Here is a 12,642-nt window from a genome sequence, read left to right as displayed (position 1 = left end):
TGCGCTATTTTTCCGCGCTTTTATGACATTCGTCCTGCTGACACGATACGTCTGTAGAACAGTACCGCCACACTGGCGAACACCGCCAGCCCCAGCCAGTTTGCGATCGGCGCGAAGCCCGCCCCTGCCAGAGCCAGAGGCGCCTCGCTGCCCGATGCCCCGATGATGGCTGCCATCAGCACCCCGACGAGGCTTTCGCCTACGATCAACCCCGACGCCAGCAAGGTACCGCGTCGATTCGGCAGCTCTGCATACCTGTCATAGGGCTGCCCCGCCTGCTCTGCACGGCGGCGCAGCGCCCGTTCGATCAGCCAGGCCAGCAACGCGCCCACGACCAACGGCGCACTGACCGTCGGAGGCAAGTAAATCCCGATCCCTACGGCCAACACCGGCATCCGGGCAACCCGGCAGGTGCGCTTCAGAATGCCGTCCACCACGATCAGCCCTACGCCCACCGCCATACCGATCAGGATCATGGCCCAGTTCAACTGATGGGTAAAAATGCCACGGGCAATAGCCAGCATCAAGGTCGCCTGAGGCGCCGACAATGCCTGGCTGGGGTCCATGCCGTCATGCGGCAAGGCATCGGAAAAACCGTAGGCGTTATAGAGCAACTCGAGGATCGGGGAAATCACTGCTGCCCCCACCACGCAGCCGATCAACAACGCCACCTGCTGGCGCCAGGGGGTTGCCCCGACCAGCCAGCCGGTTTTCAGGTCCTGCAGGTTGTCGTTCGCAATCGACGCCACGGCGACGACGGCCGAGGTCGTGAAGATAGCCAAAGCGATGGCCATCTGCACCCCCTCCTGGCTGCCGAGCAGACCAGTCGAGCGTTCCAGCCCCAGCATCAACAAGGACACCAACACGATGGCCACAATACCCACCCCGGAAATCGGGCTGGTCGAGGACCCCACCAGACCGGCCATATAACCGCAGGCGGCCGCCACCAGGAAACCGAAAATAAAGGCAAATGCGACGGCGTACGTTACCAGCATCCCTACGCTGCCGGCTGTCACGGGCTCGGCCCGTAAAAACGACGCGAATGTCACCACCAGAATCACCACCAGCACCAAGGTGACGACAGCAATCCAACGCCCGGACAGATCTTGTTCAGTACGCAACGCCCCTGCCTGACCGGATTTGCGCGTCGAGCTGAATGCGGAGAACGAGGTTTTGATACCACGCATCATGGGGACAAACAGTGTGGCCAGCGTCCAGATCGCGCCCACACCGATCACCCCTGCCCCGATAAAGCGGACCTGCGAGCTCCACAACCCGGTGGCATAGTCGATCACAGACAAGTCTGCCGGCCGGTCTCCCAAGGCTGTCAGCACGGGAACGGAAATTCCCCAGGCGATCACCAGGCCCGTCAGCATGGCCAGACCTGCCACGATACCGATCAGATACCCTGCTCCTAACAAGGCCATGGAGAACCCCATCGGCAGGCGAAACACCGCAGCGCCGATCGTCGGCCACACGCTGACGGCATCGCCCAAGACCCGCAGGCCGCTGGAAGCAAAGCTCACCACGGCGGCGATGCCGGCACCACTGAGAATATCGGCCATGCCCGTGGCCGCCGGTTTCGCTCGCTTCGCTGCCGCCGCAGCGGCGTGCGTCGAGGCCGATTGAGCGTCCGGGACACGTCCTGACGGCGCAGAAGCGCGCGACGCCTGACCGGGGCCGTCTCCCTGGGCATCTCCCTCGGCCGTCCCACTGCCCACGCGCAGGATCTCTGCCGCCGCAACGCCCTCGGGATACGGCAGATCGCTCTGCACCACCATGATGTGCCGCAGCGGGATGGTGAACATCACCCCCAGCATGCCGCCCGCGGCGCAGATACCCAGGGTTTCCCAGAACGGAAAACCCTGCCAATGCCCCATCATGACCAACGCGGGCAAAATGAAAATAATGGATGACAAGGTGCCCGCGGCCGATGCCTGCGTCTGCACCATGTTGTTCTCGAGAATATTCGAAGTGCGAAACAGCCTGAGCACCGACATGGAAATGACAGCCGCCGGAATCGCCGACGAAAACGTCAATCCGACCTTCAGGCCCAAAAACACGTTCGACGCGGTGAACACCACGGTAATCAATGCGCCGATGATGATGCCGCGGACGGTGAGTTCGGGCAGCGTGATCGAATCAGGAACGCGCGCAGGTTCTGCCATGAGTCAACATGTCCTTGCCAAAAAGGTGATGATTTTTAGAGTGTGGCGGATTCTACCGCCCTGCTTGGAAAACAAACCTATTCCAAGGGTAACGCGGTCTGATACTTAACCTGCTTCAAAGCGAATCCCGATCGGATATTGCGAACGCCGGGAATCCTCGACAATCGGCTCACCACAAAGCGTTCCAGCCCCTGAATATCGGGCACGACCACACGCAATAGATAGTCCGCATCGCCACTCATCAGATAGCATTCCATGACTTCGGGACATTCGGCCATGGCGTTCTGAAAACGATCCAGTTCGGTCTCGATCTGTTTTTCCAGGCTCACCTGGATGAACACATTCAGGCTCAAGCCCAATTGCAGCGGGTCGGCCAGCGCCACATACCCGCGGATCACGCCCGCCGCCTCGAGGGCCTTGACCCGTGCCAGGCAGGGCGATGGCGACAGGTGTACACGGCGTGCCAGCTCGACATTGGTCAGGCTGGAATCCGTCTGCAAGATCCCCAGAATGCGGCGATCGATACTATCGAGCGATGCGTTCGGCATACTTATCCTGAAAAATAAACAATTGCGGATTATTATGCTGCCAATTTGGGTTTGGGGACGCATATTCGATTACTTATGCCACGATGAAAGCGCTAGGATGAGCGCCTATACGGAGACCTCATCATCATGCTCGACATAGTGGCCACGCCCTCGACCAGCGACATCGACCCCATTGAAACCAGTGAATGGCGCGACGCGCTGCTATCGCTGGTGCAGACCGCCGGCATCGAGCGAGCGGCCTATGTCCTGGAAGCCCTGCTCGCTCAAGCGACCGCGCTGGGCGTGCGCGCAGGCGGCCAGACGCGCAGCGCTTATTTGAATACGATCGCGTTGCGCAATGAACCGCCGTTCCCCGGCGATCTGGCGGTCGAGGAACGTATTGCCTCGATCAATCGCTGGAACGCCCTGGCCATGGTGGTGCGCGCCAACCAGGCGCACGGCGAGCTCGGCGGACACATTGCCAGCTATGCGTCGGCAGCGGATCTGTTCGAGGTGGGATTCAACCATTTCTTTCGCGCGCCCTGCGAGGGATTTGCCGGGGACCTCGTCTACCTGCAACCGCATTCGGCGCCCGGCGTCTATGCCCGGGCGTTTCTGGAAGGCTTTCTCAGCGAAGACGATCTGGCCCATTTCCGCCAGGAGATCACCGCCCGCGAACGCGGCCTGCGAGGGCTGTCGTCGTATCCCCATCCGTGGCTCATGCCCGATTTCTGGCAGTTTCCCACCGGATCGATGGGGATCGGGCCGATCAATGCGATCTACCAAGCCCGTTTCATGCGCTACCTGGAACACCGGTCACTCACGCAGCCCTCGGGCCGCAAGGTCTGGGGACTGTTCGGCGACGGCGAAATGGACGAGCCCGAATCGATCGCCGCATTGACATTGGCCGCCCGTGAAAAACTCGACAACCTCGTGTTCGTCGTGAACTGCAATCTGCAACGCCTGGACGGCCCGGTGCGCGGCAACGGCCGCATCATCGATGAACTCGAAACGCTCTACGCCGGCGCCGGCTGGAACGTCATCAAACTGGTATGGGGCGGCGACTGGGATACGCTCCTGGCACGCGACACAGATGGTGCGCTGGCGCGTGCCTTTGCACACACCGTGGACGGGCAGTTTCAGACTTTTGCCGCTAACGACGGCGCCTACAACCGCGCGCACTTTTTCAATCAGAACCCCGAGTTGGCGGCACTGGTCGCAGACTGGTCAGACGAGGCCATTGACCGGCTGCGCCGCGGCGGTCACGATATCGTCAAAATCCATGCTGCCTATCATCGCGCCGTACGTCATCGTGGCCAACCCACGGTCATCCTGGCCCAGACCAAAAAAGGCTTTGGCATGGGCACGGCAGGCCAAGGCAAAATGACCACTCACCAGCAGAAAAAACTGGATGACGAGGCGCTGCTGGCGTTTCGCGACCGGTTTGCCCTGCCGATCTCGGATGCCGATTGCCTGGCGTTGAAGTTCTATAAACCCGCTCAAGACAGCGCCGAGCTGCGCTATTTACAATCGCGCCGCGCTGTCCTGGGCGGTCACATGCCGCGCCGGCGCACCGAATCACCTCGTCTGCCGGTGCCCTCCACCGAGCAATGGGCGCGTTTCGCGCTGCAGGCTGATGGCAAGGAAATGTCGTCCACAATGGCCATCGTGCGCATGCTGGGCGGATTGTTGAAAGACGAACAATTGGGTTCGCGCATTGTGCCCATCGTGGCCGATGAGGCGCGCACCTTTGGCATGGCCAATCTGTTCCGGCAAATCGGCATTTATTCCGCACAGGGCCAGTTGTACGAACCCGAAGACATCGGCTCGGTGCTGTACTACCGCGAGGCGTTGGACGGGCAGATTCTCGAAGAAGGCATTACCGAAGCCGGCGCGATCTCCTCGTGGACGGCGGCCGGCACCAGCTATTCGGTCAATGGCCTGCCGATGCTGCCTTTCTACATTTACTACTCGATGTTCGGCTTCCAACGCATCGGCGACCTGATCTGGGCCGCGGCCGATCAGCGCGCGCGCGGCTTCCTGATCGGCGCCACGTCGGGCCGCACGACACTCGGCGGCGAGGGCCTGCAGCACCAGGATGGCTCCAGCCACCTGATTGCCGCCACCGTTCCGAATTGCCGCGCCTATGACCCGGCTAATGCCTATGAGGTCGCCGTCATTCTGGAACACGGCATGCAGCGCATGCTCGATCAGCAGTGCGACGAGTTCTACTACATCACGGTCACCAACGAGAACCTCGCTCAGCCTACCCTGCCCGACGAGAGCGCCCGCGAAGGCATCCTGCGCGGGATGCATCGTGTTCGGGCCGCAACGCCGCCGGGCGAGCAACTGGCAGGCGCTGAGCCGCCTCACCCTTCGCCCGCGAGCCCTGCCCTCGCAGATGCTGGCCCAGCGAACCTCGAAGCCTCGCCCCAAGTGCGGCTCCTCGCCGCCGGACCGATGCTCAACGAAGCTCTGCGCGCCGCCGAACGGCTGCAACAGGACTTTGGCATCGCCGCCGAAGTGTGGAGCGTGACCAGCTTTTCCGAATTGGCCCGCGACGGCCGGGCCTGCGAGCGGGATCGCGTACTCGGCCTGAGCCGCCCGGCTGCGCAAAGCTGGTTGGAACAATGTCTGCCCGGCACGGTTCCCGTAGTCGCTGCCAGCGACTACGTGCGCGCAGTGCCGGACCAGATCCGTGCGTGGATCAAGGCCCCGTATCGTACGTTGGGCACCGACGGCTTTGGCCGCAGCGATACCCGGGCCCGGCTGCGGGATTTCTTTGAGGTCAGTGCGGACTGGATCGCGCTGCATGCGCTCGATTTGCTGGCCGAACAAGACTCGCGCCATGATGCCGCCCGGCAGCAATTGCGAAAGGAATTACATGCCGGGCAACGCACCGCCACGCCATGGTTGAGCTGACGACGCGGCAATGTGCCTGCGTTGACATTGACCTCGCATCTCACCGCGGTATTTACCGGGGATCGCAACCCGAGGATCGAGCCGTCATCAAGCAATACGCTGCACTGCAGCAAACATTGATGCGCGGTTTCTGTTGAAATATACGCTTTCGCGATCCCCAGACGGGCCCCTTGCGGGCCCGTTTTCTACTTTGTCAGCAGTGCAGCATAGGTCTTCCTCACCATGGACGAAACCCTAACCAAACTGGCGCTTGATTATCACGCCTATCCCACCCCCGGCAAAATCTCGGTCACGCCGACCAAGACCCTGGCCAACCAGGACGATTTGTCCTTGGCCTATTCGCCCGGCGTTGCCGCAGCGTGCATGGCGATTTTCGACCAAGGCGACGATGCCGCCTCCATGTACACCTCGCGCGCCAATCTGGTTGGTGTGATCACCAACGGCACCGCCGTCCTCGGTCTGGGTAACATCGGCCCGCTGGCGGCCAAGCCCGTGATGGAAGGCAAAGGCTGCCTGTTCAAGAAATTCGCCGGCATCGACGTGTTCGACATCGAGCTCGCCGAAACCGATCCGGACAAACTGGTCGACATCATCGCAGCCCTCGAACCGACCCTGGGTGGCGTCAACCTCGAAGACATCAAAGCGCCCGAGTGCTTCTATATCGAGAAGAAGCTGCGCGAGCGCATGAAGATCCCCGTCTTTCACGACGATCAGCATGGCACGGCCATCATCTCGTCGGCTGCCATCCTGAATGGTCTGAAAGTGGTGGGCAAAGACATCGGCCAAGTCAAACTGGCTGTGTCCGGTGCCGGCGCTGCTGCCATTGCCTGCCTGGATTTGCTGGTGAACCTGGGCATCAAACGCGAAAACATCTACGTCGTCGATTCACGTGGCGTGATCTGGGAAGGCCGTGATGAAAACATGGAGCCCAACAAAAAGCGTTACGCGCAGAATACCGACGCGCGTACCTTGGCCGACGTGGTGCGCGACGCAGACGTGTTCCTCGGCTGCTCGACCGCTGGCGTGCTGACGGGCGACATGGTCAAGACCATGGCCGACAAACCGCTGATCCTGGCCCTGGCCAACCCCGAGCCCGAGATCCGCCCCGAAGTCGCCCGTGCCGCACGCCCGGACTGCATCATTGCGACCGGCCGCTCGGACTACCCGAACCAGGTCAACAACGTCCTGTGCTTCCCCTTCATTTTCCGTGGCGCCATGGACGCCGGCGCATCGCGCATTACCGAGGAAATGAAACTGGCTTGCGTCAAAGCCATTGCCGAGCTGGCCGAAGCCGAACAAAACGACGAGGTCGCGCTGGCCTATGCTGGCCAGGAGCTCTCGTTCGGTCCGGATTACATTATTCCGAAGCCCTTCGATCCGCGTCTGATCGTACAGATCGCACCTGCCGTGGCGCAGGCTGCTGCCGATTCCGGTGTGGCCGCACGTCCCGTCGAAGACATCGAAGCCTATCGCCAAAAGCTGATGGGTTTTGTCTACCACTCGGGCCAATTGATGCGCCCGTTGTTTGCCCAAGCCAAGAAAGCACCCAAGCGCGTAATCTATGCCGACGGCGAAGACGAACGCGTGCTGCGTGCGGTGCAGACCGTCGTAGACGAAAAGCTGGCGCAACCGATTCTGGTGGGCCGTCCGTCCGTCATCGAAATGCGCGTCAAAAAGGCAGGACTGCGTCTGGTGAACGGCCAGAACATCGAGATCGTGGATCCCGAAGACGACAGCCGTTTCAATGAAACCTGGAACGCTTATTACCAGCTCAAGGGCCGTGAAGGCGTCACGCCCGACATCGCCAAGGCCATGATCCGCAAACACAACACGTTGATCGGCGCCATGCTGCTGCGTCGCGGTGATGCGGATGCCTTGCTGTGCGGCGTGGCCAGCAAATACGACAACCAGTTGAAATACGTCGAGGAAATCATCGGCCGCAAACCGGGCCAGACCTTTGCTGCGCTCAACGTATTGATGCTGCCGGATCAAACGCTGTTTGTCACCGACACACACGTCAACGAGAACCCGAGCGCCGAAGAAGTCGCCAGCATCACGATCCAGGCTGCCGACGAGATGCGCCGCTTTGGCGTCATGCCCAAGATCGCGCTGTTGTCGCACTCGAACTTCGGCAGCCGCGTCACCGAATCGTCGCGCAAGATGTCCGATGCGCGCCGCCTGGTTGAAGAACGCGCGCCCGAACTGGAAGTCGAAGGCGAAATGCATGCCGACTCGGCCCTGTCGGAAAAAATCCGTCAAAAGGCCTACCCCGACAGCAAGCTCAAGGGCCCGGCCAATCTGTTGGTGATGCCCAATCTGGATACGGGCAACATCACCTACAACATGCTGAAGATGACCGGCAGCAACGGTATCGCCATGGGCCCCATCCTGCTGGGTGCGGCGCGTCCCGTGCATATCCTGACGACCAGCGCCACCGTGCGCCGTATCGTCAACATGACCGCGCTGGCAGTCGTCGATGCGCAGCAAGAGGCCGCTGAAAAGCGCTCGGCCTGATTGCTTGTCGCAAGCACGCCTCGCGCGTGCTCTGTATGAGTACTGGCGGATCAGATACACTGATCCGCCAGTTGGCTAGCAGGCTCTGCCAACACGACGCGCATCGATTACCGGAGCTCATTCATGTTGCAAGACGCCCTGCTCGCCTGGATCCACTACCTCGCGATCTTTCTCTTGATCGTCGCCATGACCGCACAAACAGTACTGCTGCGGCCCGACATCACTCCCTCCGTTGTACGCCGATTGGCCTTGTATGACCGCCTGTACCTGGCCTGTGCGGTCGCCGTATTGATTACCGGACTATTGCGTTTGAGCCTGGGCGCCAAAGGGGCGGCCTTTTATATGCCCAACCCGTGGTTTCATGCCAAGATCGGCTTGTTTGTCCTGATCGGCCTGTGCTCCATACCACCGACTCTGGCTTTTCTGCGGTGGAACAAACAAGCACGCACTGAACCTGGCTATACCCCTGATGCCCAGCAGGTCAAACGCGCGCGGCGCTGGGTGATGCTAGAGGCCCATCTGCTGGTGCTGCTGCCGCTATTTGCCGTGTTGATGGCGCGTGGCATCGGCATGTAATAGCCGGGCACGTACACGCATGCGGCATGCATGCGAGTAAAAATTTACGCAAAATTTATACGCCTGCGCGTTTCCGTAATAGAGAGTTTACGCGCCTGCGCTGAATACTTAGGCATGGCTGTTTCGCCATTTATTTGCGAAATCAAAACATGTCTGAGTATCTCTTATCCCTGGCGCTGCTTATCGCGCTTGGCTGGCCTTTGGGCCGCTATCTCGCTGCCGTCATGCGTGGCGCGCCCATGCGCAGTGACATTCTGTTCAACTGGATTGAACGACCGCTCTATGCATTGATCGGCACGCGTGCCGACGCAGGCATGAACTGGCGCGCCTATGCCGGCGCCTTTCTGGCGAGCAACCTATTCCTGGGCTTGACCGTATGGGTCATTTTCATGACTCAGGCGTGGCTGCCTCTCAACCCTGATCATGTCCCCAACATGAGCTGGGATCTGGCGCTGCACACGATGGTGTCGTTTCTCACCAATACGAACCAGCAGCATTATTCCGGCCAGGCGCAACTATCCTATTTCTCGCAGATGACGGGCATTGTCGGCCTGCAAGTGGCCACGCCCATCATGGGTTTGGCATTGGCCGCCGCCACACTGCGAGGGTTGTTCGGCGGCCGCCAGGCAAACGCTACGTCTGACGATGCGACAGGCACGGCGGCGACCACGATAGATGTCGGCAACTATTGGGCTGACGTGATTCGCGCCGCCCTGCGATTCGTGCTGCCGCTATGCCTGGTCTGGTCGGCACTGCTGAGCTGGCAAGGAGTACCTGCAACACTGAACGGTGCAGTCATTGCCGCTCCGATAGACACGCCCGCAGCCATGACAGAACAAAAAATCCCAGTCGGACCCGTCGCCCCCATGGTCGCGATCAAACAGTTGGGCAGCAACGGCGGAGGCTGGTACGGCCCCAACAGCGCAACGCCGCTGGAAAACCCCACGCCGTTGTCGAATTTCCTGGAAATGCTGGGCATCACCTTGATTCCGGTTGCCGTCATTTTCATGATTTCGCCTTTTACCGGCCGCCGCAAATTTGGCGCAATGGTTTTTGGCACGATGCTGACATTGTCCGTGCTCTCCAGCGGTCTGGCGTTATGGTCCGAGAGCAGTTCCGACACCACGGCCGATATCGCGTTGATGGAGGGCAAAGAAGTCCGCTTGGGCGCCGATGCCTCGGCGCTATGGGCCGCTGCAACGACACAGGTCAACAACGGGTCTGTCAATATGATGCTGGACTCTGCCGCGCCGCTGACAGGCATGGTCGCCATGGTGAACATGCTGATCAATGCTATCTGGGGCGGTATAGGCTGCGGCCTGCAGCAATTCATCGTCTATCTGCTGCTGAGCGTCTTTCTTGCAGGCCTCATGACGGGCCGCACGCCAGAGCTGTTCGGGCGCAAGATCGAAGGCGCCGAAGTCAAGCTTCTGGGCGTCCTGGTGCTATGGCAGCCGTTAGTCATCCTGGCCTTTACCGCAGTGACACTATCAATACCTGCGCTGACGGGCAATTCCAATCCGGGGTTCCATGGCATCAGCCAGGTGTTCTATGAATACGTATCCGCTTTCGCCAACAATGGCTCCGGATTCGAAGGGCTCGGCGATGCCACGCCCTGGTGGAATGTCACCTGCGCCGTCGTGCTGGCCGCTGGACGATACCCTGCCCTGATTATTCCCCTTGCCATTGCCGCCATGCTTGCCCGCAAGCGGCGGGCCGCCGAAGGCCCCGGCACCCTGCAAATAGAAACGCCGACCTTCGCGCTCACTTTGATTGGCATTGTCATCATTCTCACACTGCTGCAGTTCATGCCCGTGCTGGTGCTGGGGCCTGTTGCGGATCACTTGTCGTTGACGTCGCTGCTCGCCCGCTGAAGGAAACCACAATGAACACCATGCATACTGCGCAAATAGAGCACCACACTGAGGGCGCCAACCTAGAACATCCGTTGAAGGCAGCGCTGATCGATTCGTTTATCAAACTGGCGCCGCATCATGTCTTGAAAAATCCCGTCATGGCGGTTGTCTGGGCAGGAACCCTGCTGACAGCGATAGCGGCGCTATCAGGCTGGACGCACGCCGGATTTGGATGGGCCGTCACGGCGGTGCTATTCATCACCGTGCTATTCGCGAACTTCGCCGAAGCGGTAGCCGAAGCACGTGGCCGTGGGCAAGCCGCTGCATTGCGTCGCGCCCGCAAAGATCTGGTCGCGCATCGCCTGGACCACTCGGGCAACACCAGCATCGTTCCGGCGGCAGATTTACGCCCTGATGACCGTGTCGTCGTGCAAGAAGGTCAACTGATCCCCGCCGATGGCGAGATCATCGAAGGGCTGGCATCCATCAATGAATCCGCCATCACGGGTGAATCCGCACCGGTCCTGCGCGAAGCCGGAACGGACCGTTCAGGCGTGATCGGCGGCACCAAGGTGCTATCGGACCGCATCATCGTGCGCATTACCGCCGAGCCAGGCAATAGTTTTCTGGATCGCATGATCGCCCTGGTCGAAGGCTCCAGCCGGCAGAAAACGCCTAACGAGATCGCGTTGGGCCTGCTGCTGGCGGTCATGACCCTGACGTTCCTGATCGTGGTCATCACGCTGCCCTTTATTGGCAGCTTCGTAGGCATCAAAACGGACGTCGTCCTGTTGGTCGCATTGCTGGTGTGCCTGATCCCCACCACGATCGGCGGCCTGCTCCCCGCCATTGGCATCGCAGGCATGAATCGCGCACTCAAAGCCAATGTGCTGGCCAAATCCGGCAAGGCCGTGGAAATCGCAGGAGACGTCGATGTCCTGCTCCTGGACAAGACCGGCACCATCACACTCGGCGACCGGCAGGCGACCGCCTTTCATGCGCTGGAGGGCATTGACGAGCCGCAACTGCGCCAGGCAGCGTGGTTGGCCTCGCTCGCCGATCCTACGCCAGAAGGCAAATCCATCGTCAAACTCGCCCTCAGTAAAAGTGGCCTAGGCGATGCCCCCAAAGACGCGCAGTTCGTGCCTTTTTCCGCCCAAACCAGAATGTCGGGTGTCGATCTGCCAAATGGGCGCATTATCCGCAAAGGCGCTATTGATGCCATTGCCGAGTACGTGCAAACGCATGGAGGCAACGTCCCGGCAGCCTTGCAGACGCGCGTGGCCGATGTCGCGCGCAAAGGCGCAACACCGCTGGTGGTATGCGACGACAACACCATACTGGGTGTCATCGAGTTATCCGATGTCATCAAGCACGGTATCAAGGAACGCTTTGCCCGCCTGCGGGCGATGGGTATCAAGACCGTCATGATCACGGGAGACAACCCGCTGACTGCGGCGAGCATTGCAGCCGAAGCCGGGGTCGATGACTACATCGCCCAGGCCAAACCCGAGGACAAACTGGCCCGCATTCGCGCTGAACAAATGGACGGCCGACTCGTGGCGATGGTGGGTGACGGCACCAACGATGCTCCTGCGCTGGCCCAGGCCGACGTCGGCCTGGCGATGAATTCCGGAACGCAAGCAGCCAAAGAGGCAGGCAACATGGTGGATCTGGATTCCGATCCAGCCAAGCTGCTTGCCGTGGTCGAAATCGGCAAACAGCAACTCATTACGCGCGGCGCATTGACGACGTTTTCCTTGGCGAATGACGTCTCCAAATACTTTGCCATCCTGCCTGCGCTATTCGCAGCGTCCATCCCGCAAATGGCGGCACTGAACATCATGCAACTGTCGAGTCCGACGAGTGCGGTGCTGTCGGCGTTGATTTTCAACGCCATCATTATCCCGCTGCTGATCCCGCTGGCCTTGCGTGGCGTGCGTTTCAAGCCCGCCAGTGCAACGGCACTCTTGCGCAACAACATGCTGGTATACGGCGTGGGTGGCGTGTTGCTCCCGTTCGTCGGGATAAAAATCATCGACTTGATGTTATCAACGCTATTCAGCATCTGAGAAAACA

At 60.4% G+C, this 12,642-nt stretch carries 7 protein-coding genes; 5 read left to right on the top strand and 2 right to left on the bottom strand.

Annotation, left to right across the window (positions count from 1 at the left end):
- Positions 1-20: 20 nt before the first annotated feature.
- Together ACYVIT_RS06510 and ACYVIT_RS06505 are read right to left on the bottom strand one after the other, a co-directional pair.
- Complete coding sequence (locus ACYVIT_RS06510) at positions 21-2,168, bottom strand: OPT family oligopeptide transporter (RefSeq protein ID WP_415806295.1); 2,148 nt, start codon at positions 2,166-2,168, stop codon at positions 21-23.
- Positions 2,169-2,245: 77 nt separating this feature from the next.
- Positions 2,246-2,716, bottom strand: a complete 471-nt coding sequence (locus tag ACYVIT_RS06505) for an Lrp/AsnC family transcriptional regulator (protein WP_094820319.1) — start codon at positions 2,714-2,716, stop codon at positions 2,246-2,248.
- 126 nt (positions 2,717-2,842) lie between these two features.
- On the opposite strand from ACYVIT_RS06505, the gene mdeB reads away from it, so the two are divergent.
- The 5 genes from mdeB (at position 2,843) to kdpB (ending at position 12,635) form a co-directional block, all read left to right on the top strand.
- Positions 2,843-5,617: an alpha-ketoglutarate dehydrogenase gene (gene mdeB / locus ACYVIT_RS06500; protein ID WP_415806294.1), complete on the top strand. Its 2,775-nt coding sequence runs from the start codon at positions 2,843-2,845 to the stop codon at positions 5,615-5,617.
- Positions 5,618-5,839: 222 nt separating this feature from the next.
- Positions 5,840-8,131, top strand: a complete 2,292-nt coding sequence (locus ACYVIT_RS06495) for an NADP-dependent malic enzyme (protein WP_415806293.1) — start codon at positions 5,840-5,842, stop codon at positions 8,129-8,131.
- Between the two features lie 123 nt (positions 8,132-8,254).
- Positions 8,255-8,707, top strand: a complete 453-nt coding sequence (locus tag ACYVIT_RS06490) for a DUF2214 family protein (RefSeq protein ID WP_415806292.1) — start codon at positions 8,255-8,257, stop codon at positions 8,705-8,707.
- A gap of 149 nt (positions 8,708-8,856) precedes the next feature.
- On the top strand, positions 8,857-10,581 hold the full coding sequence (gene kdpA, locus ACYVIT_RS06485; RefSeq protein ID WP_415806291.1) for a potassium-transporting ATPase subunit KdpA: 1,725 nt from the start codon (positions 8,857-8,859) through the stop codon (positions 10,579-10,581).
- A 20-nt stretch (positions 10,582-10,601) separates the two neighbouring features.
- Positions 10,602-12,635, top strand: coding sequence for a potassium-transporting ATPase subunit KdpB (gene kdpB / locus ACYVIT_RS06480; RefSeq protein ID WP_460478181.1), 2,034 nt, complete (start codon positions 10,602-10,604; stop codon positions 12,633-12,635).
- Positions 12,636-12,642 lie beyond the last annotated feature (7 nt).

The sequence above is a fragment of the Bordetella muralis genome (genome assembly GCF_054781015.1).
The sequence above is the reverse complement of the archived record's forward strand: the minus strand, read 5'-3'. Positions and strand labels throughout refer to the sequence as shown.

Excerpts from the sequence above, each read along its gene's own strand:
- ACYVIT_RS06510 (WP_415806295.1), bottom strand. The coding sequence starts at position 2,168 with ATGGCAGAACCTGCGCGCGTTCCTGATTCGATCACGCTGCCCGAACTC.
- ACYVIT_RS06505 (WP_094820319.1), bottom strand. The coding sequence starts at position 2,716 with ATGCCGAACGCATCGCTCGATAGTATCGATCGCCGCATTCTGGGGATC.
- mdeB (WP_415806294.1), top strand. The coding sequence starts at position 2,843 with ATGCTCGACATAGTGGCCACGCCCTCGACCAGCGACATCGACCCCATT.
- ACYVIT_RS06495 (WP_415806293.1), top strand. The coding sequence starts at position 5,840 with ATGGACGAAACCCTAACCAAACTGGCGCTTGATTATCACGCCTATCCC.
- ACYVIT_RS06490 (WP_415806292.1), top strand. The coding sequence starts at position 8,255 with ATGTTGCAAGACGCCCTGCTCGCCTGGATCCACTACCTCGCGATCTTT.
- kdpA (WP_415806291.1), top strand. The coding sequence starts at position 8,857 with ATGTCTGAGTATCTCTTATCCCTGGCGCTGCTTATCGCGCTTGGCTGG.
- kdpB (WP_460478181.1), top strand. The coding sequence starts at position 10,602 with ATGCATACTGCGCAAATAGAGCACCACACTGAGGGCGCCAACCTAGAA.